Annotated in this window: 28 protein-coding genes; 10 read left to right on the forward strand and 18 right to left on the reverse strand. The window is 48.0% G+C overall.

All coding sequences use genetic code 11. The features are described from left to right. Positions 1-90: 90 nt before the first annotated feature. Together DXD65_RS06400 and DXD65_RS06405 are read left to right on the forward strand one after the other, a co-directional pair. Positions 91-1356: a putative DNA modification/repair radical SAM protein gene (locus DXD65_RS06400; protein WP_008663816.1), complete on the forward strand. Its 1266-nt coding sequence runs from the start codon at positions 91-93 to the stop codon at positions 1354-1356. Further along, positions 1353-2126, forward strand: coding sequence for a TIGR03915 family putative DNA repair protein (locus DXD65_RS06405; protein ID WP_009036621.1), 774 nt, complete (start codon positions 1353-1355; stop codon positions 2124-2126). Before DXD65_RS06400 ends, DXD65_RS06405 begins: the two co-directional genes overlap by 4 nt. A 6-nt stretch (positions 2127-2132) precedes the next feature. Here the strand turns inward: DXD65_RS06405 and DXD65_RS06410 are convergent, their stop codons facing one another. The 5 genes from DXD65_RS06410 to DXD65_RS06430 are packed head-to-tail and all read right to left on the reverse strand — an operon-like array spanning position 2133 to position 6893. Further along, on the reverse strand, positions 2133-2801 hold the full coding sequence (locus DXD65_RS06410; protein ID WP_009036622.1) for an MgtC/SapB family protein: 669 nt from the start codon (positions 2799-2801) through the stop codon (positions 2133-2135). Between the two features lie 25 nt (positions 2802-2826). Further along, entirely contained in the window at positions 2827-3807 is a 981-nt protein-coding gene (locus DXD65_RS06415; protein ID WP_117887432.1) for a lytic transglycosylase domain-containing protein, read from the reverse strand. A 42-nt stretch (positions 3808-3849) separates the two neighbouring features. Beyond that, complete coding sequence (locus tag DXD65_RS06420) at positions 3850-4575, reverse strand: SDR family NAD(P)-dependent oxidoreductase (RefSeq protein WP_005835848.1); 726 nt, start codon at positions 4573-4575, stop codon at positions 3850-3852. A gap of 12 nt (positions 4576-4587) precedes the next feature. Next, positions 4588-4998: a secondary thiamine-phosphate synthase enzyme YjbQ gene (locus DXD65_RS06425; protein WP_005826454.1), complete on the reverse strand. Its 411-nt coding sequence runs from the start codon at positions 4996-4998 to the stop codon at positions 4588-4590. A 23-nt stretch (positions 4999-5021) separates the two neighbouring features. Beyond that, positions 5022-6893, reverse strand: a complete 1872-nt coding sequence (locus DXD65_RS06430; protein WP_117887433.1) for a PAS domain-containing sensor histidine kinase — start codon at positions 6891-6893, stop codon at positions 5022-5024. Positions 6894-7105: 212 nt separating this feature from the next. On the opposite strand from DXD65_RS06430, the gene DXD65_RS06440 reads away from it, so the two are divergent. The 3 genes from DXD65_RS06440 to DXD65_RS06450 are packed head-to-tail and all read left to right on the forward strand — an operon-like array spanning position 7106 to position 8548. After that, positions 7106-7852, forward strand: a complete 747-nt coding sequence (locus DXD65_RS06440) for an SGNH/GDSL hydrolase family protein (RefSeq protein ID WP_117887434.1) — start codon at positions 7106-7108, stop codon at positions 7850-7852. Positions 7853-7874: 22 nt separating this feature from the next. Next, a complete protein-coding gene (locus DXD65_RS06445; protein ID WP_005826461.1) occupies positions 7875-8339 on the forward strand; it encodes a MaoC family dehydratase in 465 nt (154 codons plus the stop codon). Between the two features lie 2 nt (positions 8340-8341). Then, the gene (locus DXD65_RS06450) at positions 8342-8548 is read left to right on the forward strand and encodes a hypothetical protein (protein ID WP_009036627.1); all 207 of its coding nucleotides are present in this window, start codon (positions 8342-8344) and stop codon (positions 8546-8548) included. Here DXD65_RS06450 and DXD65_RS06455 read toward each other — a convergent pair. From DXD65_RS06455 to DXD65_RS06465, 3 genes are read right to left on the reverse strand one after another with little or no spacing between them, the layout of a single operon-like run. Then, on the reverse strand, positions 8494-8850 hold the full coding sequence (locus DXD65_RS06455; RefSeq protein ID WP_117887435.1) for a nitrous oxide-stimulated promoter family protein: 357 nt from the start codon (positions 8848-8850) through the stop codon (positions 8494-8496). The genes DXD65_RS06450 and DXD65_RS06455 overlap by 55 nt on opposite strands. A gap of 2 nt (positions 8851-8852) precedes the next feature. Then, the gene (locus DXD65_RS06460) at positions 8853-9131 is read right to left on the reverse strand and encodes a zinc ribbon domain-containing protein (protein ID WP_005835861.1); all 279 of its coding nucleotides are present in this window, start codon (positions 9129-9131) and stop codon (positions 8853-8855) included. Between the two features lie 36 nt (positions 9132-9167). Then, complete coding sequence (locus DXD65_RS06465; protein WP_005835863.1) at positions 9168-9626, reverse strand: GNAT family N-acetyltransferase; 459 nt, start codon at positions 9624-9626, stop codon at positions 9168-9170. Between the two features lie 145 nt (positions 9627-9771). Here DXD65_RS06465 and DXD65_RS06475 point away from each other — a divergent pair, with 145 nt between their 5' ends. From DXD65_RS06475 to nfo, 3 genes are read left to right on the forward strand one after another with little or no spacing between them, the layout of a single operon-like run. After that, complete coding sequence (locus tag DXD65_RS06475) at positions 9772-10254, forward strand: PepSY-like domain-containing protein (protein ID WP_117887436.1); 483 nt, start codon at positions 9772-9774, stop codon at positions 10252-10254. A 58-nt stretch (positions 10255-10312) separates the two neighbouring features. Further along, entirely contained in the window at positions 10313-10630 is a 318-nt protein-coding gene (locus DXD65_RS06480; RefSeq protein WP_005826471.1) for an MGMT family protein, read from the forward strand. 4 nt (positions 10631-10634) lie between these two features. After that, positions 10635-11477, forward strand: a complete 843-nt coding sequence (gene nfo, locus DXD65_RS06485) for a deoxyribonuclease IV (protein WP_005835868.1) — start codon at positions 10635-10637, stop codon at positions 11475-11477. 4 nt (positions 11478-11481) lie between these two features. On the opposite strand, the gene DXD65_RS06490 is transcribed toward nfo, so the two are convergent. Genes DXD65_RS06490 through DXD65_RS06500 form a run of 3 tightly spaced genes read right to left on the reverse strand, consistent with a single transcriptional unit; the run spans position 11482 to position 14021 of the window. After that, the gene (locus tag DXD65_RS06490) at positions 11482-11871 is read right to left on the reverse strand and encodes a VOC family protein (RefSeq protein ID WP_005826473.1); all 390 of its coding nucleotides are present in this window, start codon (positions 11869-11871) and stop codon (positions 11482-11484) included. Positions 11872-11883: 12 nt separating this feature from the next. Then, on the reverse strand, positions 11884-12354 hold the full coding sequence (locus DXD65_RS06495; RefSeq protein ID WP_008663809.1) for a GNAT family N-acetyltransferase: 471 nt from the start codon (positions 12352-12354) through the stop codon (positions 11884-11886). Positions 12355-12392: 38 nt separating this feature from the next. Further along, a complete protein-coding gene (locus tag DXD65_RS06500) occupies positions 12393-14021 on the reverse strand; it encodes an RluA family pseudouridine synthase (protein ID WP_165852961.1) in 1629 nt (542 codons plus the stop codon). A 451-nt stretch (positions 14022-14472) separates the two neighbouring features. Between DXD65_RS06500 and DXD65_RS06510 the strand changes: the two genes are divergently transcribed. Both DXD65_RS06510 and DXD65_RS06515 read left to right on the forward strand, forming a co-directional pair. After that, on the forward strand, positions 14473-16068 hold the full coding sequence (locus tag DXD65_RS06510) for a sensor histidine kinase (protein WP_117887438.1): 1596 nt from the start codon (positions 14473-14475) through the stop codon (positions 16066-16068). Between the two features lie 58 nt (positions 16069-16126). Continuing rightward, positions 16127-16984 (forward strand): MBL fold metallo-hydrolase, encoded by an 858-nt coding sequence (locus DXD65_RS06515; RefSeq protein ID WP_005826480.1) that lies wholly within the window; start codon positions 16127-16129, stop codon positions 16982-16984. A 90-nt stretch (positions 16985-17074) separates the two neighbouring features. Here the strand turns inward: DXD65_RS06515 and aat are convergent, their stop codons facing one another. From aat to DXD65_RS06555, 7 genes are all read right to left on the reverse strand, one after another. Then, positions 17075-17725, reverse strand: a complete 651-nt coding sequence (gene aat, locus DXD65_RS06520; RefSeq protein WP_005826481.1) for a leucyl/phenylalanyl-tRNA--protein transferase — start codon at positions 17723-17725, stop codon at positions 17075-17077. 4 nt (positions 17726-17729) lie between these two features. Beyond that, positions 17730-19970 carry an AAA family ATPase gene (locus tag DXD65_RS06525; RefSeq protein ID WP_117680520.1) on the reverse strand — a complete coding sequence of 747 codons (2241 nt, stop codon included), beginning with the start codon at positions 19968-19970 and terminating at the stop codon, positions 17730-17732. A gap of 12 nt (positions 19971-19982) precedes the next feature. Next, on the reverse strand, positions 19983-20294 hold the full coding sequence (locus DXD65_RS06530) for an ATP-dependent Clp protease adaptor ClpS (protein ID WP_057259149.1): 312 nt from the start codon (positions 20292-20294) through the stop codon (positions 19983-19985). Between the two features lie 32 nt (positions 20295-20326). Then, entirely contained in the window at positions 20327-21016 is a 690-nt protein-coding gene (locus tag DXD65_RS06535; RefSeq protein WP_034528603.1) for a hypothetical protein, read from the reverse strand. 42 nt (positions 21017-21058) lie between these two features. Next, positions 21059-21916, reverse strand: a complete 858-nt coding sequence (locus DXD65_RS06540; protein WP_057252729.1) for an SDR family NAD(P)-dependent oxidoreductase — start codon at positions 21914-21916, stop codon at positions 21059-21061. Then, complete coding sequence (locus DXD65_RS06545; protein ID WP_227239025.1) at positions 21906-22355, reverse strand: DUF1016 N-terminal domain-containing protein; 450 nt, start codon at positions 22353-22355, stop codon at positions 21906-21908. The genes DXD65_RS06540 and DXD65_RS06545 overlap by 11 nt, the downstream gene beginning before the upstream one ends. A 526-nt stretch (positions 22356-22881) precedes the next feature. Beyond that, the gene (locus DXD65_RS06555) at positions 22882-23316 is read right to left on the reverse strand and encodes a DUF6078 family protein (protein WP_008663796.1); all 435 of its coding nucleotides are present in this window, start codon (positions 23314-23316) and stop codon (positions 22882-22884) included. Positions 23317-23362 lie beyond the last annotated feature (46 nt).

Consider the following 23362-nt stretch of genomic DNA (forward strand, 5'->3'; position numbering starts at 1 on the left):
AAAAGCATATTTGATGCTGCGAAAGACTGCCACTACTGGCGGTCTTTTTTGTTTTTGAAAAGTATTATTGCTACTTTTGACGCAGGTATTATGGATGAAAACGTTCTCAATAAACTGAAGATACTGGCAGAGTCGGCAAAGTATGACGTCTCTTGCTCCTCCAGTGGTACGGTGCGCTCCGGCAAGGCAGGCATGCTGGGGAACACTGTGGGTGGCTGGGGCATCTGCCATAGTTTTGCCGAGGACGGCCGTTGTATCTCCCTGCTCAAAGTGATGCTTACCAATTATTGCATCTACGACTGCGCCTACTGCATCAACCGCCGCAGCAACGACCTGCCGCGTGCCACGCTGTCGGTGGCCGAGCTTGTAGACCTCACCATGGAGTTCTATCGCCGCAACTATATCGAAGGGCTTTTCCTGAGCAGTGGGGTGGTGCGTAATCCCGATTACACGATGGAACGCCTGGTGCGCGTTGCCAAGGACCTCCGCACTATCCATCGTTTCAACGGATATATCCATCTGAAGAGCATTCCCGGTGCCAGCCGCGAACTGGTGAATGAGGCAGGGCTTTATGCCGACCGTCTCAGCGTCAATGTCGAGATACCGAAGGAGGAGAACCTGAAACTGCTTGCCCCGGAGAAAGACCATAAGAGTGTATATGCGCCTATGCGCTACATCCAGCAGGGAGTCCTTGAAAGTTCGGAAGAACGCAAGAAACACCGCCACGCTCCTCGTTTCGCTCCTGCAGGACAAAGCACACAGATGATAGTAGGCGCTACCGCCGAGACGGACAAGGATATTCTGTATCTTTCGTCGGCCCTCTATAAGGGACCTACGATGCGGCGTGTCTACTATTCGGGCTATATTTCCGTCAATACCTACGATAAGCGCCTGCCGGCATTGAAACAGCCCCCTTTGGTGCGCGAAAACCGCCTTTACCAAGCCGACTGGCTGATGCGCTTCTATCAGTTCAAGGTGGAGGAAATAGTGGATGATGCCTACCCAGACCTTGATTTGGAGGTTGACCCCAAGCTGTCCTGGGCTTTGCGCCATCCCGAGCAGTTTCCAATCGATGTGAACAAGGTGGATTATGAGATGTTGCTCCGCGTGCCGGGCATCGGCGTGAAGTCGGCACGGCTGATAGTGGCTTCCCGACGTTTCTCCAAGATAGGTTTCTACCAGTTGAAGAAGATAGGGGTGGTGATGAAGAAGGCGCAGTATTTCATTACCTGCTGCGAGTTGCCGATGCGCACGGTCAATGAGCTGACTCCGCAAGGGGTACGCAGTCTGCTGTTGCCCAAACCGAACAAGAAAAAAGTGGATGAGAGGCAGTTGATGCTTGATTTTGGCGAATGAATATCTTTTTATACGATAAGACTTTTGAGGGATTGCTGACTTCTGTTTTTGAAGCCTATTCCCGCCGCATTTTCCCCGATGCACTGTTGTTGGAGGGAGAGCCTCTACCATTGTTCTACGATGAAATATTTACAGTGATAACCGATGAGGAGAAGTCCGGTCGCGTCTGGCGCGGATTGCAGAAGAAGCTGTCGTCTGCGGCACTTGCCTGCCTCGCCCAATGCTGGCTGGCAGAGGAACCGGAAACTCCCATGCTGCTGTTCCGCTATATCCGCAAGGCGATAGATGCTCCTCGCTCCATTGAAACGAACTTTGCCGACCCTGATGTGCTGGAGTTCTCCCGTATGTGGAAGCGGGTGGATTGGGAGCGTATACGCCTGCTTCAGTTTGTCCGCTTCCAGAAGGCTGCGGACGGTACTTTCTTTGCTGCCATCGAGCCCGAAAAGAATGCCCTTCCTTTGGTGACGGGGCATTTCAAGGACCGTTTTGCCGACCAGCGTTGGTTGATTTATGACATCAGGCGAGCCTATGGGTACTATTACGACTTGAAGGAGGTGCGCCAGGTGACTTTTGGTGAGGACAGTCGCGAAGGACATCTTGTCACCGGCATGCTCGACGAAAGTCTGATGGACGGAGACGAACAGCTTTTCCAGTCTCTCTGGAAAACCTATTTCAAGGCAATCTGCATCAAGGAACGCCTCAATCCCCGGAAGCACAAGCAGGACATGCCCGTGCGCTATTGGAAATATCTGACGGAAAAACAGCAGTGATTCCCTTTATTCGATTTTCTCCACTGTCACTTCGGGAAATTCCTGCATCAGTTGCAGCAAATATCCCTCATCATAGCTTTTCTTGGATTTGATGACCATGGTCACTTGATAGTTGGTGTACTCTCCCTGCACTTGCCGGTCCAGGTTGTAGGACACCACCAGATAGTCTTTGGAGTTGAATCGCCGGGACACTTGCGGCAGTATCTCTTTGCTGGAAGTGGAAAAGGTTATCACGGAACTTTTCATGCCAATGCTTTTGAAAATAAGGCTCAACAGTTCGAGCCCTGCCAGAGTCAGCAGGGTGGCGGCAATGCTGATGGTGTACATTCCTGCACCTACTGCCAATCCGATGCCTGCAGTAGCCCATATTCCTGCGGCTGTTGTCAGTCCCCTGACTATCTGTTTCTGGAAAATGATGGTACCCGCACCGATGAATCCGATACCGCTGACTACTTGTGCGGCAACACGGCTGGGGTCCAGCGTCACACTACTTTCCTTGATGATTTCCTGAAAACCATATTGGGATACAATCATGATGAGCGCGCTTCCCAATGATACCAGGAAATGGGTGCGGTAGCCTGCTTCTTTGGCACGGTATTCCCGGTCCAGTCCGATAATGGCACCCAATATTCCGGCTACCAGCAACCTGAGCACAAAATCAAAGTTTAACATCATCATCGTATCCTCTCTTTCTTTTTTATTAATTGATGACCCAATTCTTATTGTGGGGCACTGTTTTCTTGGGGTTGTAATGCATTCCGGCTTGTGTCGGTATTTTTAGTATGTATGTACGTCCGCTTTTATTCATCAGCGAGGTATCCCGCAGCCACGGATTGGCATCTTTCAGTTGGGCATAGGTGATGCCTTTATCTTTGGCAAACTGTGCCAGGTTGCCGATGCCCGTTGTGACGGTCACTTCCGTGTAGGGGATGGGCGGATAAAGATGTTCCCGTTTCAACAGAAAGCCGTACTGCTGTGGATTGCTGATGACTGCTTTGGCTGCCAGCAGGCGGAACATGTAGCGCGAAGTCTCTTCTACCAGCCATAAGTCGACAGCCTGGTCCACCATTTGCTTCTGCAGCTGTGTGGAGATGCGTCCTTGCCCGGCATTGTAGGCGGCGGCTACGCACAGCCAGTTCCCGTATTTCTGATAAGCATCTTTCAGGTACTTGCAGGCTGCTTTGGTCTCTTTCTCGATATGGTATCGTTCGTCGATGTTGCTGTTCACCTCCAGTCCGAATTCGCGTCCGGTGGCAGGCATGAACTGCCATAGGCCGGCGGCACCCGCAGGCGATTTGGCAAGCAGGTTCAGGTTGCTTTCTATCACAGCGAGGTACTTGAAGTCATCGGGAAGGCCGTTGGCTTTTAGTATAGGCTCTATGACGGGGAAGTAGCGGTTGGCACGCTTCACCATGAGCATGGTGGTGGAGTGCATGTAGGTGAAGGACATCAGTTCGCGGTCCATACGTTCGCGGTGGTCGTAGCGAAGCAGGTCAATAGCTTGTCCGGCAAAAGTGATCTTGTCCGGTACGCTGGGGGAGGTCACGCAGTAGGGAACTTCGGATTTCACGGAATCGCGTTCGGGATTCAGCGTACTGCTGCCTGCGAGGAAGGGGAGGCTGGAACCTGCGCACAGTGCAATGGCAGCGGTAAGCACGATATATTTTGAATTTTTCTTCATGTCTGTATGTCTATTTCTGTTTGGAGACGTGAAGATACGAAATCAATTCGTTATAGGCAACCTTTCCCATAGCCATCGTGGAATCATACGCCAAAAAAATACCAGTACCCGGTAGCGTCCGTCAATGACAACTACCCGTCTCTTTTCTCTTAAAGCCTTGATTATGTGCTGTGCTACACGGTCTGCTTTCATCAGCATCGGGTATTTCCCGCTTTTCAATAAATCGGTGGCAACAAATCCCGGACGGATGTCGGTGAAGTGTATATCAAGATGCTGCATCCGGGCAAGTTGTGCCAGCGCTTCGATATAGGTATTCTGGAAGCGTTTGGTGGCAGAGTAGGCCGGTGCAACGCCCAGTCCTTTAGTGCCTGCAATGGAACTGATGACAGCAATATGTCCGGAGCCTTTTTCCTTGAAATAGTTGAAGGCGGCAGTCACCATGCGGGTAAATCCCTCTACATTGGTACGTGCCGTGTTCAGTTCGATGTCCGGTTGTAAGTCCCGGTTTTGATGTCCCACGCCGGAACTGAGGAAAAACAGGTCTATGCCTCCCAGCTTTTTTATCAGGTTATGGAGGTGTAGAGTCGCTGTCTCTTCCGTAACGTCCAGCTGTTCCGTGATTATCCGGTCGGGTGCGGTGGCTTGTAGGGCATGCAATGCTTCCTCTCTTCTGCCGGCAATACCTATATGCCAGCCTTGTTGTACAAGTATCCTGGCTACTTCTTGTCCGATGCCTGAAGTGGCACCGATGATGATGGCTTTCTGCATGATGATAGGGGATTATCCGATGACGGTTGCTACAATTCTTCTTCCTCCGCCCCGGTTGCGGAACTCGCAGAGATAGATGCCTTGCCAGATACCTATGTTCAGACGCCCATTGGTGATGGGGATGGTGAGGCTGGTTCCGCTGAGGGTTGCCTTGGCATGGGCGGGCATATCGTCATCGCCTTCGCATGTATGTTGGTAATAAGGTTCCCGTTCTTTTACGAGGCGGTTGAAGATGGCTTCCATATCTGTCTGTACGTCAGGGTCTGCATTCTCGTTGATGGTGAGGCCTGCGCTTGTATGCTTGATGAACAGATGCAGGATTCCGGCAGACGGAAGCGGTGGAAGGTTGCGTATAATCTCCTCTGTCACCAGGTGAAAGCCACGCCGGCGAGGGGTTAGGGTAAATTCTTTCTGTGCGGTCATAAATCATTGTTTTTCGTTTGTTGTCAGGATGGTCTTGTCCGGCAGGGCAGTTCCACGGTGAATGTGCTTCCCACTCCCATTGTCGAATCTACGGTAATCACTCCATTCATTTTCTCAACGATGGATTTGCAGATGGAGAGTCCTAATCCGGCACCTTGGGCAAAAGAGTCCACCTTTTCAAACCGTTCGAATATCATTCCCAGTTTGTCGGGGGGAATACCGCATCCAGTATCGGAAACACTGATTCTTATTCCGTCTGTGTCCGTTTCGTAGTACACTTCGATATGTCCCTGCACGGTGTTTTTCAGTGCATTCGATATGAAGTTGTTCAGTATCTGTTTGATGCGCATCGGGTCGTGCTCTATCTGGCCGGGGGCTGCCGGATACCTGGCAAAGAGTTTCACTCCTGCCGGAACGTTCCGTTCGTACTCGGTAATACTTTCCTCGATGAGTTCTGCCGGATTGAACCATTCGGAATGGAGCTTTATGTGTCCGGCCTCTATCTTGGAAAGGTCCAGAACGTCGTTGATTAGTTTGAGCAACAGTTGGTTGTTGTGGTTTATCAAAGAGATGTACTGTTCCCTTTCCTGCTCGTTTTCCACGTAGTGCAGCAGGCTGGAGAAACCGATAATCGCATTTAGCGGCGTGCGGATTTCATGGCTCATATTGGCAAGGAAAGCGGATTTCAGCCGGTCTGCCTCTTCGGCCTTTTCCTTGGCTTGTATCAGCATTGCTTCCGTCTTCTTTAATTGGGTGATGTCATAATTGATGCAGATAATCTCTATGATGTTCTGTTCAGGCATGTAGCGTTCTACAATGATGTTGACGTGGGTCCACATGAAAGAACCGTCTTCTTTAAGAACACGTACTTCCCGGCTGAGCTTGTGTGCCAGTCCTCTCTTTACGTTCTGTAGGAAGTCAAGCATGATAGTACGGTCGTCTGGGTGGAGATGATTGTAGGTTCCGATGATTTCGGACAACGGTGTTTCTGTTTTCTCACCCAAGTTCTTGTACCAGCTGCGTTGGGCATAGCCTTGCTCATTAAGAAGGTCATAATTGGCATATCCCACTTTGGCATAGTCATCTATAAGCTCAAAGTGGCTCTCGAACTCTTGTATTTTGTTGTAAGCGACGGTCGTTTCCGTTTTGTCTGCGTTGATTAGCAGATAGTTGGTCAGGTTGTGATTATCGTCGTAAAGGCTTGTGACTTTGGTTACAAGGTCTATGGTGCCCGTCTTCTTCTGTGTCTTGTAGTAATTGTCTATTTTAGAGAAGTCATACCGGAAAGTGAAGTCTGCATTTTCATGTTTTCTTAACTTGCTTTTCATCTCTTCCGGGAAAATCGGATTCTCGAAAATATTAATTCCAAGTAGATCTTCTTTCTGTTTGAGATGGAACATTTCCTGCTCTTTGTCATTCATATCTATCAATATTCCCTCTCGGTTATAGAGCTCAATTCCTACCGGAAGATATTTATAAATATTATGGAGGAGACGGTTACGCTCTTGTAAGGCTTGGGATGCCGATGACATGTCGGGACCGTCTTGTGTTTCGGCAATGCCGTAGACTTTGACATTACCGTTTTCATCGGTTCTCTGCAGGCATATCTTGCTTCTTATCCACGTTGGACCCTCTACTGTGTTGAGCAGATATACAGTCTCTTGTGTCTGCCGGATATTGTCGAAGGAATGTGTGGTAGTATGCCGTTGTTCCTCTTTCAGGATACGTTTGTTGAAATCTTTAAAGCTGATGGTTCCATCCTCATCCAGTCCCAGCAACCGGGAGATATATTCGGAGCAAATGTAGCTTTCGGTCTTTAAATCAGCTTCCCACCATCCCATATTGGCATTGGTCATCATTGCTGACAGTAAGTCATAATCAAATTTAGAATTCATACCGGAATCTTTAATAGTGATGTTTTTGTTCTGTCACAACAATTAAGATATTGACAAAGATACATTATTTCCAAATTAATCTGTGATGAACGGAAATAAAAATAAGGGTTATATGTGTTTTTGGGAAATGGGAAAAAGGTACCCGAGTTTTTGTACTTGCCGGAATAAGACGTATATTTGTTGCAATTTTTACATTCTAACAAGAAAATGCCATGAAGCGTATTGGACTCTTTGTAATAGTTTTTTTCTGCATATCACTCTTACTCCATGCAAGCGGCCCGCGTGTCTTGTTTATCGGAGATTCTATCACGGACGGTAACTGGGGAAATGCCTGCGGGATGCCCAAACCGACTGCGGAGCGAAGCCTTTGGGATATGAACCATATTTACGGTAGCGGCTATATGTATTTGTGTGCAAGTCATTATCAAGGAGATTTTCCGGAAAAGGAATATGCTTTTTTTAACCGTGGCATCAGTGGAAACACTCTCCGGGATTTGGAGAAACGCTGGGAAGAGGATGTCATTGGAATGAAACCGGATGTGCTTTCCGTCTTGGTGGGGACAAACGATGTACATTACTATCTACAGGGTGACAAAAAAGAGCCTTTTGATTTTGAAGGATGGGAGAAGTGTTACCGTTCCTTGCTTGACCGTTCTTTGCAGGCCAATCCGGAATTGAAGATAGTGCTGGGCATTCCTTTTGTTGCCAATGTCGGCAATATGCGTAAGAGTGAGGACTTTGCAGAACGTGATAGTCTGGTGCGTCGCTGTGCCGCCATCGTAGAGAGGATAGCGAAGGACTATCAGACGGTATTTCTTCCTTATAATGCGATGTTCGATGAAATTCTCGGCACTGCTCCGGCTTCTCAAGACACCTATTGGATTTGGGACGGTATCCACCCCACTCCTGCAGGGCATAAACGAATGGCGGATATGTGGATAAAGCGTGTGAATTTATAATTTATCAATAAAATAGAGAGTAATGGAAAAAGTGATTATCAACTCGTACGAGGATTTTGAAAAGCTGGTAGGCCAGCAAATCGGTGTTTCGGAATATGTAGAGCTCCCTCAGGAGCGTATCAATCTGTTTGCTGATGCGACATTGGACCATCAGTGGATACACGTCGATACGGAACGCGCCAAAGTGGAAAGCCCTTTTAAGAGCACTATTGCACATGGGTATCTCACCTTGTCCATGTTGCCATATCTGTGGAACCAGATTATTGAAGTGAACAACCTGAAGATGATGATTAATTATGGTATGGACAAGATGAAGTTCGGTCAGGCGGTATTGTCCGGACAGAGCATCCGACTGGTTGCCCATTTACAATCTCTGTCGAATCTGCGCGGCGTAGCAAAGGCAGAAATAAAGTTTGCCATCGAAATACAAGGTGAAAAGAAGAAGGCATTGGAAGGGGTGGCTATATTTTTGTATTATTTCAATTGATTATGCGTAAGATGGTATGCCCCCAATGCAAGGTGGGGGCATTTTTTGTGATGAACGGACAAGGTGAGCGCCTGCCGGTCTACATCTCTGACAAAGGCGAGATTGTGCCTAAAGACAGCACCTCTTCATTGGAAGGATACGACCTGGATACGGTTTATTGTTTGTGCTGTTCCTGGCGCGGAACTCCGAAACGTTTGGTGAGATACTGATGGACATATTCCTGCCACAAATGGCGGAGTGCCGCCACGGGATGGTACAACAGCATCCGTGGTCCGGCATACCGCATGACTTCACGCATCCGTTCTTTCATTTCGGGCTTGTAGCAGTGAATGCTGCATTGCCTGCAGGTGGATTTATTCTCACCGAAAGGACAGCGTGAAAGACGAATGCGGGCATATCCCAGCAATTCCTCGCATCGGGGACACAATTGCTTGTTACCTTCCTTTTTCCGGCAGTAGAGGCGGACCATCCGTTCTACTGTCTGTTTTTCCTGCTCGATACGGGATGGCATGTTTATTGTTTGGACTGCCAGCGTTTCAAGGTCGGGAAGAATTCTTTCATACCGGCAATGGCTTCCTCTTTAGTGAAATTCATTCCGGAATCCTTGTTGAATTCGTCGGTGAACTGTGCACAATGTTCTATCATTTCGTCCATAGTGCAGTCTTGTGCAAAATTGCCGTGCTGGTAGCAATAGGTGCAATATTCCTCGTTGAGGCTACCGTCGGCATTGGTTCCGAGTACTTCTGCAGATGACAAGGGCATTCCGCAGCTTTGGCAAAGTTTAGCTTCCATAATGTGTGGAGTTAAGTGATATGCAAATATAGAATATTATTTTGGTTGAAGCGTCCTTTTCAGATAAATCATGTCTTTCAGTTGCTTGCCTCCTTCAAATATGGGGTGGTCGTAATTATCGATAAAGAAATCGGGTACCCGGTGTGAGTATGCAAATCCGCAGCTTTCATAGAAGGGGATGGTTAGCGGACTGTCTCCAGTGCCGACAAGCATAGTATGGCACCGGTCTTTATAATGTTCAAGAACGAATGCTATCAGTTGTCTTCCATATCCCTGGCGCTGGTATTCCGGATAGACAGCTATGCTCTTTATTTCGTAGATTCCTTTATCCTCGCAGGTGATTACACAAGACGCTTTGACTGTATCATTATCGGATAGGATGAACATCTCTCCCCGTTCCAGATAACGGTCAATCATGGACTCTTGTTCGTCGGCAAGCAGCAGCAGGTCAAGATATTGCTTTTTGTTGCCGGATATGGGATGTATTCTTATCATATTTCTGAATTTCTGGTGTGAAGTTAGTCATTTTCTATTGAATTACAATGGATATCTCTTTTTAACTGTTGAATGGTTGAGAGTTGCCGGTGAACAAAATCTGCCATACGCCGTTCTTCTCATAACATGATAATCTGATGAAGTTATGAGTAAGTTGAAATTCTCTTTTCTGATTTTGATGCTGATGGTATCAGTCTCGGCTTCTGCCGATTGGGCACCTGCTGATGTACAGGCTGCACTGAAGAAAATGTATCCTACGGCAGATGATGTTGCCTGGTCGCATGATGAGTCTTATTATGTGGCAGATTTCCTGATGAACGGTTTTGATACGAAAGTCTGGTTTGACGGGCAGGCGCAATGGGTAATGCAACAGACGGACTGGGAGACAATGGACGAAGTGCCCCCTGCCGTTTACAATGCTTTTGCCGCCAGTGAATATTCCGGAGGGATGGTGCAGAATGTCACTTGGGTACAGTTTCCCAAATGGCAGTCCATCGTGGCGGTAGAGGTAGGGATGGCAAATCTCCAGACGAAATATCAGATATTGTTTACCCCGACGGGCGAAATCATCCGTGCCCGTAATGTCACCTATACATACAATCCGCTCGGCGCAGCCACTTTCTTGTAACGTCTGTTCGCATACCTGCTGAATTTATCATATCTTTGCCTTCCCAAACCAGACTTTTATGGACAAAGACACTTTTCAGCAGGAGGTTTATAATGTAGTGGCCGCAATCCCTCCGGGGCGGGTGGTGACGTACGGACAGATAGCCTATCTTGTCGGAAGACCTCAATGTTCGCGCATGGTGGGACATGCTATGCACGATGTGCCCGACGGCATGTGTCTGCCCTGCCATCGGGTAGTGAACAGCCAGGGCAGGCTGGCACCGTGCTGGGCGGAACAGCGGGCTTTGCTGGAGGCAGAGGGCGTGACGTTCAGAAAGAATGGGTGTGTGGACATGAAAAAATGCCAGTGGGAATTCATGAAAGAGCAAATACAATAAGATTATGAAATTTATAGGTGCACATGTATCGGCCAGTGGGGGAGTGGAAGCGGCTCCCGTCAATGCCAGTGAGATAGGGGCAAATGCTTTTGCCTTGTTTACCAAGAACCAGCGTCAGTGGGTGGCAAGGCCGCTGACGGAGGAGAGTATCAGGGTGTTTAAGGAAAATTGTGGGAAGCTTGGCTTCGATTCCCGCTATATCCTGCCTCACGACAGTTATCTGATAAATTTAGGGCATCCCGAAGAAGAAGGGTTACAGAAAAGCCGTGCCGCTTTTCTGGATGAGATGCAGCGCTGCGAACAATTAGGGCTGAAGTTACTGAATTTTCATCCGGGCAGCCATCTGAATAAGATTTCCGTGGAAGAGTGTCTGGACAAGGTCGCTGAATCCATTAATCTTATATTGGGCAAGACGCACGATGTGGTGGCTGTCATAGAGAACACAGCCGGGCAGGGTAGCAATGTGGGAAATGAGTTCTGGCAGCTGGGACATATCATTGACCGGGTGGATGACAAGTCTCGCGTTGGAGTTTGCCTTGATACCTGCCACACGTATACAGCAGGCTATGATATAGTGAATGAGTATGACAAGGTGTTTGAGGAGTTTGACACAGCGGTAGGTTTCGGCTATCTGCGTGGTATACACCTGAATGACTCCAAGAAAGCACTCGGCTCCAGAGTAGACCGTCACGACAGCATCGGCAAGGGGCTGATAGGTATGGATTTCTTCCGGCGCTTTATGCAAGATGTGCGTTTTGACGGTATACCTATTATTTTGGAGACGCCCGATGAATCGCTTTGGGCAGAGGAGATAAAACTGTTGAGAAGCTTTGTCTCCTCTGATTGAGAGACTATGCCCTGAATACACATTCTATACGGTTACCGTCCGGGTCGAGGACGACACTTTCAAAATATCCGTCGCCGGAGGTACGGGGCTCTCCTGCGATGGTATATCCCGCTGTACGTAGCCGTTCTGTCTGTCGGAGGACAGCTTCCTGGCTGTCGAAGGCAAAGGCAAAGTGGGTCAGTCCCAGTCTGTTTTCCTCAATAGGGGTATTCTGTATGTCCGTACGGCTCATCAGTTCCAAATCCGTTCCTTCATCGAAGTGAAGGAAATAAGATTCGAATCCTTTTTTGGGGTTGATGTACTTTTCATTGCTGCTCCCGTTGAAGTAACGTGTGTAGAACTCTTTCATCTCTTCCAGTTGGAAGGTCCAGATGGCGATGTGATGTATCTTCATAAGTTTGCTAAATTATAATCTGTGTTCAATCTGAGTAATCTGTGGTGGGGTTGGTAATTGCAGGTGCAGAATAGGGAAAGGCTTTCCCGTCGGGTCGGTTTCGTCCCGGCCGGCCACTTGGAATCCCATATGTTGGTAAAATCGGCAAGCTTGTCCGTTCTGCTCGTTTACATCCACTTTGTGGATGTGTTTTTGGTGGACGGCGTACTCCATGAGCCGTTTTCCGTATCCCTTACCTTGTTGGTCAGGACGGACAAACAACATCTCGATGAGTTCATCGCTCAGTCCCATAAAGGCGGCAATTTCTTCTTTTTCGTTGCGGATGATGTAAAGCTCTACGGCAAGAAAGTACTGCTCTCTTATCAGTGGTTTGTAAAACTGTATATCCTTTTCTGCCAGGAAGTGGTGTGTGCTGCGGACAGAGGCTTCCCAGACGGTCAACAGTTCGTCATAATCTTGTGGGGTAGGTCGGAGTATCATCATTTATTGCATTACTTTGCTGGTTATTAATCAGTAGGCAGTCAGAATTCAGCTTCTTTGGTAATCCTTACGGTTTCTCCCGTTATAGGGTGGGTAAATTCTAAGTATTCGGCATGCAGATAAAGCCGGTCTGCTTTCTCCCCGTAAAGTTCATCACCGATGATGGGGCAGTGCAAGCCAAGCGGGTGTGCTGCATGTATACGTAGCTGATGGGTTCTTCCCGTGCGCGGATAGAAAGCGATACGGGTCCGTTTCCCGTCCAGACGTTCCAGAACTTGATAATCGGTGATGGCGGGCTTTCCGTGTTCGGTGTGTACCATTTGCCGTGGGCGGTCAAGTGGATTCAGGCAAAGCGGGAGGTCGACCGTACCTTTGTCCTTTGGGACAATACCCTCGAGCAATGCGACATAACGTTTCCTGACCAGGCGGTTCTTGAACTGGGCCTGCAGGTTCTGGTGTACACGCTTGGTCTTGGCAATGAGCATTAAACCGGAAGTGGCCATGTCGAGACGATGCACCGTCAGGGGACCGTCAGCTTCGGGATATTGCTCACGCATCAGGCTATAGACGGAGACTGCATCTTCCTTGCCGGGAACAGACAGCATTCCTGCCGGTTTGTTGATGACCGAAAGCCATGGGTCCTCATAAACAATCTCCAAATTTTGGGAGGGTACCTGCATTCTTTTCAACATGGGGTTTTCCTCTACTTGTAGACCTTGCAGCATGTGTTGCAGTATAGGTTCGCACTTTCCTTTGCAAGCCGGATAATAGTGGCCGTGATGGCGTATCTCTGTCTTGGGGGAATCACCCCACCAGAACTCGGCCATGGCAATAGGTTTCCATCCGTGCAGATAAGCTTGTTGCAGCAGTTTGGGGGCCGCACATTCACCCGCACCGGCAGGAGGTGTCTTGTGCACGGTCTGCCCGAATATCTCACAGAGATTCTTGACTTCTCCCCGGTAATTCAGCATCCCGAACTGTTCGAATAGCTTTTGCTGCAATGCTGCAGAGCGGGTTTTACGTTCAGACTTCAATGCTGAAATCCGTCTTTCCCAGTCTTCTGTCTGCGTTTGCAGTGTGGTAATCCTTGCTTTCCATGAACGTTCCAGGCGTTTATATTCTGCCTTTTGGAACTGGCTTTCCCGTATCAGTTCGGCTTCTTCCTGCGCATTGAGTTCTTTTTCTTTTCTGCGCTGTTCTCTGGCTGTTTTGGCTTCTTTCAACTGTGCTTTGGCTGTTGCCAGTATGTTTTCTGCTGACTGAATGGTCCGGGCAAGCTCTGCTGATAAGGCGGCATATGCTTTGTCATTTTCCAGTTGCCGGATGTTGCGGTTGATGGAAGAGATGTTCTCTTCTTCTATCTTGAAAAAGCCTTGTGGCTGTAGCAAGTCATATACGGGAGGAACAAAAAAGGGATGTAGGTTCTTTCCGGCCAATATGCCTGAGAATGCAGCTAAATATCCGGTTTCTCCATGCTCGGTTTGTACAATCAGTACCCCGAACATTTTGCCTTGGCGCAGTTCGTCCTTCCATGCAGTTTGTCGGGTAAGATAGCTTTGTACTTCTTTGGCTGCCAATATACATAATGGGTGCGGAGTATAGCAGAAAGGATAGGTAAACCTTTCCGGAAGCGGAATGTCGGTTATGGAAGTAGTAAAACGGTGCAACATGATGTTGCAAAGATACTATATTTCTCTCATAACAGACCGTTTGTACTGCAAATCTTTATTTCGTTGTATATAGGTTGTATCGCTTATGAAGAAAAAAACATCTTTGGGAAAGTTTTACTTATTCTCCGTTTATACAAATATGTATATATGTGTGAATTAACTTTGTTTTTGATAAATTAGCAACTCTGTTATCCTTAAAAAATGACTATTAATCTGTCTCGGATATTTTCTTCTTCCATAGACTTCTTTTTGTATACTTTAGATGTTATGCCGTCGTATGAATACGGATGAAGAGCTTTTGCCTTAGTGATACTTGTAAAATAAATTAAGTTATTGCCTTTTTTGTTTTATTGGGGAATGGTTGTTTTTTAAACTTCCTAGATATATAAAAGAAACTTATTTCTCTTTAAAAAGTTGTATATTAGCACCTTAAAGTTTTTCAAAAGATTATATGGGCAAAAACAAAGAGAACTTAAACATATTCTTGCTTCATTTTTTAGAACGGTTGAATAGCAATGAACCCAATGAAAGGAAAGTTATTGAATCGTTGACCGATTTCTGCAACTACTATGACTTTACGAAAGGGTTTATCTATCAGACTGACGGATTCCGTTATTTCTTATTGAAAGAAACGATTGGAAATGAAGGTGGGACTATGAAACCCCGTTTCGATATGGGAGAGTTGAAAAAGGAGCATGTCGATGCCATGAAAGCTCGGGATAAACCTTTCTATGGAAACAGAAATGCGGATGCTTCATGGGATGATATTGACATTCTTGATTTCTACGGTGAGGATTCTTTGTTAATCAGGCATTTTGAAGATACTGAGGGTAAAATCATCGGATTCATAGGTTTTGCAGGCAGGGAGGAAGAGACCTATCTCACGGAAGAGGAGTTGCAAATCATTCATCTCTTGCTGGGCTCGTTCTCTAAGGAAATTGCGGTCAGGGAATATAAGGAAAGGGAAGTGAGGGCCAGCAATACATTAGGCAGTATCATGAATAATATGGGCGTTGATATTTACGTCAACTCTTTCGATTCCCACGATATGTTGTATGCCAATAGGTCTATGGTGGAACCATATGGCGGTATCGAGCATTTCTGGGGGAAAAAATGCTGGGAGGCCCTCTACTCGGACAAGACGGGGGAGTGTGAGTTCTGCCCAAAGAGGCATTTGATAGATGAAAACGGACACCCCACCAAAGTCTATTCGTGGGATTATCAACGGCCATTTGACAAGTGTTGGTTTCGCGTGTTCAGTGCAGCCTTTGCTTGGGTGGACGGGCAGATGGCGCATGTCATTACCAGTGTGGATATCGACCATCAGAAAAAGATAGAGGAGGAATTGCGGGTCGCCAAGGATAAGGCAGAACATCTGGACCGCTTGAAGTCTGCTTTCCTGGCCAATATGAGTCATGAAATCCGTACTCCGCTCAATTCCATTGTCGGTTTTGCAAGCATCATTGCCGAACTGGACGATAGGGAAGAACGCCAGGAATACCTTGCCATCATGCAGGAGAATACGGAACTGCTCTTGCAACTGATATCCGACATTCTGGATTTGGCAAAGATAGAAGCGGGAACACTTGATTATAATATGGGGTATGTGGATGTCAGTGACTTCTGTAAGGACGTGATGCGCAACTATGATATAAAGGAAGACAAGGCTGTACCGGTTCTGTTGGCTCCCGACTTGCCCGATTACCGTATCTATACCGACAAGAAACGTCTGATGCAGGTGGTCACCAATTTTATAAACAACGCTTTGAAGTTCACCAGTGAAGGGCAGATCCTTTTGGAATATCATCCGGTGGAAGGTACCGGTCAGATAGAGTTTTCTGTGACGGACACCGGTATGGGTATTGCTCCGGATGCCGTGGTTACTGTGTTCGACCGCTTTGTAAAGCTTAATACCTTTGCGAAGGGCACGGGTTTAGGCTTGTCCATCTGTAAAAGTATCATTGAGCATCTTGGCGGGACTATCGGTGCTGAGTCGGAATTGGGAGTCGGCAGCCGTTTTTGGTTCAGGCATCCGTGTGCCGAATGATTTTATTTGCCTATATTTGTGCGAACTTCAATATTTATGGATAAAAAACTCTGTACCGATGAAAAACAAGACATGGACGTGCCTGGTTGTTGTGTCAGCAGCATTGCTGATGGCGGGTTGCGGCAGCAGGACAAAGAAACAAACAAATGAAGATGTAAGTATGGATAGTGTCGGTGTAACATGCAGTGGCGTAAAGACCTTGCAACTGGAGGGAGTGCAGGCCACTTGGATTCAGGATAATGCTGGTGAGCATTTGATGCCGAGAACGATTTTCCCGGATGCAAGCGATGAATTGATGGAAAGTTTGTCGCTTCAAGGCGGTATTCCTTCTTCCATGAGCACCTTCCTGGTAGATACGAATGGTATCCGTATCCTTTTTGATACGGGAATGGGAGCTCCCGGCAGTCGTCTGTTGCCCGGATTACAATCTTTGGGTATCTCTCCGGCAGATATTGGATATCTGTATCTTACCCATTTCCATGGCGACCATATCGGTGGAATGATGAAGGGAGACAGTGTAGTCTTCCCGAATGCCGAAGTGTACGCATCAAAAGTGGAATATGATGCCTGGATGGCAATGCCTGCCGAAAGGAAGGCGCAGGTCGTAAAGACGATGGATGCCTATAAGGAACGGCTGCATCTGTTTGAGTTTGGCGATACCTTGCCGGGCAATGTGGTTGCCATGGAGGCAGTCGGTCATACTCCCGGTCATACGGTTTTCCAGAGTGGCAAGTTACTGGTGATTGGTGACCTCATCCATGGTGCGGCCCTTCAGTTGGAGCATCCGGAATACTGCGCTTCCTATGATATGGATAAGGAAGCTGCCGTGAAAGCACGCAAGTATTTCCTCCAATATGCCAAGGACAACCAATTGACGATGGCAGGTATGCATCTTCCTGCTCCGGCCTTCAAATAGAATGGGAGAGTGTCAAAAGTATATGAGTACTTTCATTATGCTATATTTAGGCGCGGATAGTTCTGAGCCCCTCGTTATTCCTTTTTACTTTTAGAAGCGGCAGTCTTGTTCGATGTATGTCATATATTCGTCGTAACTGATGTGCCTGCCTCCCATTGTTTTGAGGTGAGGGGTTTCGAACTGGCAATCTATCATGACGCCTCCATGTTCCCTGAAGAATTGGGCCAGATGGATGAGGGCCAGCTTCGAGGCGCTGGGAACGAGTGAGAACATGCTCTCTCCAAAGAAACAACGTCCCAGGGTCACTCCGTACAGCCCACCTACCAATTGCTCTTCTTCCCATACTTCCACGCTGGCGGCGAATCCTTGTTCGTGCAGGTGCGTATAGGCTTCCATCATCTTCGTTCCGAGCCAGGCGCCTTCTTGTTCTATCCGCAATTCTCCGCAGGTTTGTATGATGTCTTGGAAAGCTTCGTTGAAGGTGATTTCGTACTTTCCTTTGTTGATGAGCGTACGCATGGAGTGGGAGATATGGATTTCGTCCGGAAAGATGACAAAACGGTCCATCGGGCACCACCATTGTATCAGTTCTTCCCGAAATGCGTACCAGGGGAATATACCGTTGGAGTACGCCAGGATGAGGCGGTCGATAGAGAGGTCACCGCCCACAGCGAGCAACCCGTCGGGGTCGCCGTAGTGAGGGTCGGGGAAAGCAAGTTTATCCGTCAGTTGAAAGACCATATCGTTATTCGGTTGCGGGTTGTAGTTTCAATGCTCCGTTTTCCACTTGCACGCGGACTTTTCCTCCTGCCTTCAATGTACCGAACAGAATTTCGCGCATCAGCAAGGGTTTCAAGTGGGCGGCTATCACGCGGTCCATCTCCCGGGCGCCGTATTCGGGGATAAAACCCCGTTGGAGCAGCCATTCGTGTGCTTCCTGGCTCAATACCATTTCCACCTGGCGGGAAGACAGCTTGCTGCCTAGTTCTCCGAGTTTCTTGTCGAGGATAAGTGATGCCATCGGGCGGTCCATGTCATGGAAGACCACCGTGGCAGAGAGGCGGTTGATGAATTCGGGCTTAAAGGTTTTCTTGACTTGTTTCAGCATGGCTTCTCCGGCGGTGACCTGACTGTTGAAGCCGATGGACGCTTGGCGGGCATATTGTGCTCCGGCATTGGAGGTCATGATGAGGACCACGTGTCGGCAGTCGGCTTTCCGTCCTTTGTTGTCGGTCAGTACGGCGTAATCCATTACTTGCAGCAGGATGTTGAATACGTCGGGATGGGCTTTCTCTATCTCGTCGAGCAGTAGCACGCAGTTTGGGGTCTTGCGTATGGCGTCGGTCAGCAGGCCGCCGTCCTCGTAACCCACGTAGCCGGCAGGCGAGCCAATCAGTTTGGCTACGGTATGCTTTTCGGTATATTCGCTCATGTCGAAACGTTGCAGGGCGATGCCCAGCTCGGCGGCGAGCACTTTGGCAACTTCGGTCTTTCCTACTCCGGTGGGGCCTACAAAGAGCAGGCTTGCCAGCGGTTTGTTTTCGTCCAGCAGTCCGGCTTTGGACATTTGCACAGCTTCCACCACCTGACGGACGGCTTCTTCCTGCCCGTAGATGCGGGAGCTGATGCGTTCGTGCAGGCTTTCCAAGGCGACGGTGTCGTCCTCTTTCATGGCGAGGGCATTGACTTTGCAGGTACGTGCCAGTATGTCGGTTATCAGTGCCTTGTCCACGGTCTGTTCCTCGGAGTCTGTGGGGTGTATTTCCCGGTAAGCTCCTGCTTCGTCCACCAGGTCGATGGCTTTGTCGGGCAGGAAACGGTCGCTGATGTAGCGGGCGCTTGCCTTTACGGCATAGGGGATGACGTCGGGCTCGTAGGTGACGCCGTGGTAGGTTTCGTATTTCTCTTTCAGGCCTTCTACGATATGTATGGCTTCTTCAATGTTCGGTTCCAGTATGTCTATCTGCTGGAAGCGGCGTACCAGTCCCTTGCTGCGTGCGAAGTAGCGGTTGTACTCGTCGTAGGTGGTAGAGCCGATGAAACGTATTGCCCCGGTTTCCAGATAGGGTTTCAGCATGTTGGAGGCATCCATAGAGCCTTCGCCCGTGCGTCCGGCGCCTATCAGGTTGTGTATCTCGTCGATGTAGACGATGGCATTTCCCTCACGACCGATGCCTTCCATGATACTTTTCAGCCGCTTCTCGAAATCGCCGCGATATTGTGTGCCTGCCAGTAGACTGCCCAAGTCCAGCTCATAAATGCGGAAGCCGGCAAGCCGTTCGGGGACGTTGCCCGCTTCGATACGGGCGGCAAGCCCATAGGCAAGGGCTGTTTTGCCTACGCCGGGTTCGCCCACATGCAACGGGTTGTTCTTTTCTTTGCGGCAGAGCACTTGTATGGTTCGCTCCAACTCCATCTCCCTGCCGATAAGCGGGTTGTGGTCTGCCAGGCGGTCGTTGAGGCAGGTCACGTAGTTACGCCATGGTTCTGTTTTCTCTTGTTCATCGGGGGATTGTACACCGCCTGCTTCTTCTGCCAGCTCCGCTTCTTCGTAGTGGGTAATGAGCAGGCTGAGGAATTCGGGCAGGTCGCCGCCGACTGCTTCCTTCAGGAAATGGCATGCCCAGGAATCTTCCAGTTGCAGCAAGCCTTGTATCAGATGGGGAACACCCAGTTCTTCGGCGCTGGAATACTCTGTCACCGTATAGGCATGTTGCAGGAGTGAGCTGAGCTGGACGGAAAGTCCCAACTCGTATTCCACATTGTCGGGGATAGTTTCCACTTCTTCCGTCAGATAGTTTTCCAGTGAGATGCTGAGCTCCACATAATTGTAGAAGGTATCTTGCAGGGTGTTGATAAAGGGTTCCTGTTCCAGAATGGCGCTCAGCAGATGTTCGGGCATGATGAACTCGTGCCGGTAAGACTCGGCTTTTCTTTGTGCGGAAGCGAATGCTTGGTTTACGAATATCGTATTTTTTATATCCATATTGTTTCTTTCTTATTCTTCTTCCTCCGGGGTGACGGTGAGCCGGAGGGGGAAACCTTCATTGCGTGCCATGCGGGTGGCTTTCTGTACTTTGGAGTGGGCGATGTCGTATGAGTAGATGCCCACTACCGCGGAGTTGCTCTTGTGCACCTGCAGCATCAGTGTTTCCGCTTCTACCGATGATTTGTAAAAGACGGTGGTGAGTACCTTTATCACAAACTCCATGGTGGTGAAGTCATCATTGTAGATGGTGACTTTGAAGCGTCGGGGTTCCCGTAATTCTATGCGTTCTTTTTCTTTGAAAGAAGATTGCTGTTGTTCCATTTCTTTTTAAAAACTACTGTTAAGACATTGTTCTACCGTTGTGTGGGCAACGAAAACTCCTGCCAGTCATATTCGTCTCCGTACTCGTCGGCTATGGCTATGCGTATGGTGACGTTACCCGTCTTTATCCGTTCTCCGGCACTGATGTTGGCGGTGTATTTCACACCGTTGCGCGGAGTTATTTGCTCTATCATGACCGACGGCGATATGTAAATACGCTTCATGCCCGTGGTTTCCACCACCACCGGCACTACGTTGTAGGCTGTTTTGTTTCCTTCGTTCATGATTTCAAAAATCACTTTACAGTTTTCGCCCGAATTGATGACGTGGTTGCGGCTGTCGTCAATGAAACGTATATTCCGTATCCTCAAGTGGTCGATGGCCGATGCTTGCGGCTGTCTTCCGGATTGCGGGGGATAGGGCTGTGTCCTTTCTATCCGGTAGCTGTACTCCTCCTGCTTTTTGGGGGCTGTGGCTGCATTGGCAATGGCAGCTCCCGCAATGGTTCCTATGATGGTGCCGATGGCGGAACCCCGGTATCCTCCTCGCCAGCCTCCGTTACTGTCACCTATCAGCCCGCCGATGGCACCGCCTACATTACTTCCGATGGCAGCTCCTGCGAGCACTGCGTTAGGGTCGCCTGCAGCCATCTGGCTTGTGCCGCATCCGCTGAGGATGATGGTTGCTGCCAGGATTCCTATAAAAGACTTTTTCATGTTCATATCCTATAATTATTATGTTGGGCAGATTGTTTTATAAAAGGGCTATTCCCAGTAAATCATCTTTTTGGTCATGCCTCCGTCAATGGTGATGTTTTCGCCATTGATGAAGTCGTTTTCGTCTTGGCATAGGAATACGCACATACGGGCAATATCTTCCGGTTTGCCAACCCGTCCGGAGGGGTGTTGCGAATGGTCTTCTGCCCGTAATTGTTCATAATCGTGTGTCTGAATCCAGCCCGGAGAGATGGAGTTGACCGTGATGTGCCACTCTGCAAGCGATAAAGCCAACGCATGCGTCAACGAATAGATGCCTCCTTTGGAAGCTGCATATCCTTCACTCCCCGGTTCACTCATCAGATAGCGCGTAGAACAGAGATTAATGATTCTTCCGTAGGTATTCGTGTTGTTTTGACTTTTGCGGTGTACTGCCAACGCATGTGAAGTAATGAACACCGGACGTAAATTCACAGACAATATTTTATCGAAAGTCTCCACACTCGTTTCTGTGATGGGAGAGAATTCACTGATGCCGGCATTGTTTATAATGATGTCAATATCCCCCCATTCCTTGAAAATATTTTGCAGGCAAAGTTCCAATGCTTCTTTGCTGTTTAGGTCGACGGGATAGAATTGTGCTCCGGTGGCTTGGGCGGTTTGCTGCCCTTTCAGTTCATTCTTGTCACAAAAGGCTACTTGGTAATTAAGCTTGCAGAAAGCTTCTACAATGGCTTTGCCAATACCCCCTGCACCTCCGGTAACGAACACTTTCTTTCCGCCTTTTTTGAGAGGAAGTGTCGGCTTATGTAGCGTTTGTGCCTTACCGGATTTTTTCGCTTTCTCCCAAGCTGCTTTGCGTGCCCGGTATTGCTCGTACTGATTTTCAAGATAATTATCGGCCATATATGTTTCCGGTTTTATTGTTTAACTGTCTTTCTCCGAATAAGTTCACTTCCTTGCATTGGGAGATGATATAGAGATGATGCCCCCAAGGGATGGAGAAAAATTTCTCTTCACCTAATTTGGAAACAACTTGTTGCCAAATTGTATATGGCTCATTATAAAATAGATACCACTGCTTTATACTGCGTATGTTTCTATATGAGAACCCTTTCATATCAGGAAATTCTGCCATCAGCTCACGACTCAACTCTTCGAGAAATCCGCTTCCCCAAGTCATTTCTTTCTGCCGTTCTATAATTTCTGCCCCCAGTTGCCAGTAAAGGTGAAGCAGTTCGCTGTTCACGCGTACAGCCGCTTTAATCTGTGCACTACGAATGTCTTGTTTTAGGTGGTTTACCCAATCCTTGAACGGTTGATTTATAGATAGTGCTGTTTTCATCTTTTTATTTTCTTCATCGTCATATTCGATGTTTCTATTTCACAAAGTTAAGAAAAAGAATTTATTTCAACTGTAATCCTTTCCGTCTTTTCTACCTCTCCACTTTTACCACACAATATACCATCTCCCCCTCTCTTTCCTTTACCTCATCCCGTGTTGCTGCAATATCCTCCCGAACACGTTCACCCGTTTTGCAGAGAATAGGTATCGCACTATGTCGCTGTATTTCCTCCTATATTTTCGCAGGCGATAATTATTCCCCTTGTAGGGCTTCAAAAGGGAATCCGTCTGTTTCCCTAAGGAGAACGGTTTGTTTCAATATGGAGAACAGTTTGTTTCATTAGTAGGAAACAGTTTGTTCCGTTAAAGAAAACAGTTTGTTTTATTGAGTGCGAACAGTTTGTTTCATAGTATGTGAACACTTTGTTTCTTACTGTTGTAACAAAGTGTTCACCGTTGTGAACTAAAGTGTTATCTATATTTTCAGTGATAAAATGACATGAAAAGGGGGCTGAAGATTACCTTTCTACCATTTGTATTCCTCGCTGTAAGAGTCGAAAGCCGGTTCTCCCGGAATGTTGTATTGGTGGAAAGTTCTGCGGATATAGTTCTGGTCTTCGGGGGAAAGGTAAGATTCTTCCCGGTAGAAGCGGTAGTATTTTCCGCGGCCGAAATGGGCTATCAACTGGCTTTTCAGAGGTTGGAGATTCTTGTAGGGAACTTCATCGAGCAAGTGGCTGATTCCCCATGCGACATGTATCTTTTGTGTCGATTGAAAATAGGCGCATTGGCTGCTATCCTCTGGAATACACAGTGGATTGATGATGCGGATGGACGGGTACTCGGGGGTATCGCGAAGGGCGGCTAAGCGATGCAGGCAGTTGTCGGCTTTCGGGCATTGGTTGTTGAAACAGCGTGAGTAGTTGGCAGGTGCTAAAGGTTTCTCGGAAGAATGTTTCATGTTTATATATACTTTGATGAAGCGACAAAGATAGCACTAACTTTTT

Origin of the sequence: Bacteroides sp. 4_1_36 (genome assembly GCF_003466325.1) — a bacterium.
GTDB lineage: Bacteria > Bacteroidota > Bacteroidia > Bacteroidales > Bacteroidaceae > Bacteroides > Bacteroides uniformis.

Excerpts from the sequence above, each read along its gene's own strand:
- DXD65_RS06400 (WP_008663816.1), top strand. The coding sequence starts at position 91 with ATGGATGAAAACGTTCTCAATAAACTGAAGATACTGGCAGAGTCGGCA.
- DXD65_RS06405 (WP_009036621.1), top strand. The coding sequence starts at position 1,353 with ATGAATATCTTTTTATACGATAAGACTTTTGAGGGATTGCTGACTTCT.
- DXD65_RS06410 (WP_009036622.1), bottom strand. The coding sequence starts at position 2,801 with ATGATGTTAAACTTTGATTTTGTGCTCAGGTTGCTGGTAGCCGGAATA.
- DXD65_RS06415 (WP_117887432.1), bottom strand. The coding sequence starts at position 3,807 with ATGAAGAAAAATTCAAAATATATCGTGCTTACCGCTGCCATTGCACTG.
- DXD65_RS06420 (WP_005835848.1), bottom strand. The coding sequence starts at position 4,575 with ATGCAGAAAGCCATCATCATCGGTGCCACTTCAGGCATCGGACAAGAA.
- DXD65_RS06425 (WP_005826454.1), bottom strand. The coding sequence starts at position 4,998 with ATGACCGCACAGAAAGAATTTACCCTAACCCCTCGCCGGCGTGGCTTT.
- DXD65_RS06430 (WP_117887433.1), bottom strand. The coding sequence starts at position 6,893 with ATGAATTCTAAATTTGATTATGACTTACTGTCAGCAATGATGACCAAT.
- DXD65_RS06440 (WP_117887434.1), top strand. The coding sequence starts at position 7,106 with ATGAAGCGTATTGGACTCTTTGTAATAGTTTTTTTCTGCATATCACTC.
- DXD65_RS06445 (WP_005826461.1), top strand. The coding sequence starts at position 7,875 with ATGGAAAAAGTGATTATCAACTCGTACGAGGATTTTGAAAAGCTGGTA.
- DXD65_RS06450 (WP_009036627.1), top strand. The coding sequence starts at position 8,342 with ATGCGTAAGATGGTATGCCCCCAATGCAAGGTGGGGGCATTTTTTGTG.
- DXD65_RS06455 (WP_117887435.1), bottom strand. The coding sequence starts at position 8,850 with ATGCCATCCCGTATCGAGCAGGAAAAACAGACAGTAGAACGGATGGTC.
- DXD65_RS06460 (WP_005835861.1), bottom strand. The coding sequence starts at position 9,131 with ATGGAAGCTAAACTTTGCCAAAGCTGCGGAATGCCCTTGTCATCTGCA.
- DXD65_RS06465 (WP_005835863.1), bottom strand. The coding sequence starts at position 9,626 with ATGATAAGAATACATCCCATATCCGGCAACAAAAAGCAATATCTTGAC.
- DXD65_RS06475 (WP_117887436.1), top strand. The coding sequence starts at position 9,772 with ATGAGTAAGTTGAAATTCTCTTTTCTGATTTTGATGCTGATGGTATCA.
- DXD65_RS06480 (WP_005826471.1), top strand. The coding sequence starts at position 10,313 with ATGGACAAAGACACTTTTCAGCAGGAGGTTTATAATGTAGTGGCCGCA.
- nfo (WP_005835868.1), top strand. The coding sequence starts at position 10,635 with ATGAAATTTATAGGTGCACATGTATCGGCCAGTGGGGGAGTGGAAGCG.
- DXD65_RS06490 (WP_005826473.1), bottom strand. The coding sequence starts at position 11,871 with ATGAAGATACATCACATCGCCATCTGGACCTTCCAACTGGAAGAGATG.
- DXD65_RS06495 (WP_008663809.1), bottom strand. The coding sequence starts at position 12,354 with ATGATGATACTCCGACCTACCCCACAAGATTATGACGAACTGTTGACC.
- DXD65_RS06500 (WP_165852961.1), bottom strand. The coding sequence starts at position 14,021 with ATGTTGCACCGTTTTACTACTTCCATAACCGACATTCCGCTTCCGGAA.
- DXD65_RS06510 (WP_117887438.1), top strand. The coding sequence starts at position 14,473 with ATGGGCAAAAACAAAGAGAACTTAAACATATTCTTGCTTCATTTTTTA.
- DXD65_RS06515 (WP_005826480.1), top strand. The coding sequence starts at position 16,127 with ATGAAAAACAAGACATGGACGTGCCTGGTTGTTGTGTCAGCAGCATTG.
- aat (WP_005826481.1), bottom strand. The coding sequence starts at position 17,725 with ATGGTCTTTCAACTGACGGATAAACTTGCTTTCCCCGACCCTCACTAC.
- DXD65_RS06525 (WP_117680520.1), bottom strand. The coding sequence starts at position 19,970 with ATGGATATAAAAAATACGATATTCGTAAACCAAGCATTCGCTTCCGCA.
- DXD65_RS06530 (WP_057259149.1), bottom strand. The coding sequence starts at position 20,294 with ATGGAACAACAGCAATCTTCTTTCAAAGAAAAAGAACGCATAGAATTA.
- DXD65_RS06535 (WP_034528603.1), bottom strand. The coding sequence starts at position 21,016 with ATGAACATGAAAAAGTCTTTTATAGGAATCCTGGCAGCAACCATCATC.
- DXD65_RS06540 (WP_057252729.1), bottom strand. The coding sequence starts at position 21,916 with ATGGCCGATAATTATCTTGAAAATCAGTACGAGCAATACCGGGCACGC.
- DXD65_RS06545 (WP_227239025.1), bottom strand. The coding sequence starts at position 22,355 with ATGAAAACAGCACTATCTATAAATCAACCGTTCAAGGATTGGGTAAAC.
- DXD65_RS06555 (WP_008663796.1), bottom strand. The coding sequence starts at position 23,316 with ATGAAACATTCTTCCGAGAAACCTTTAGCACCTGCCAACTACTCACGC.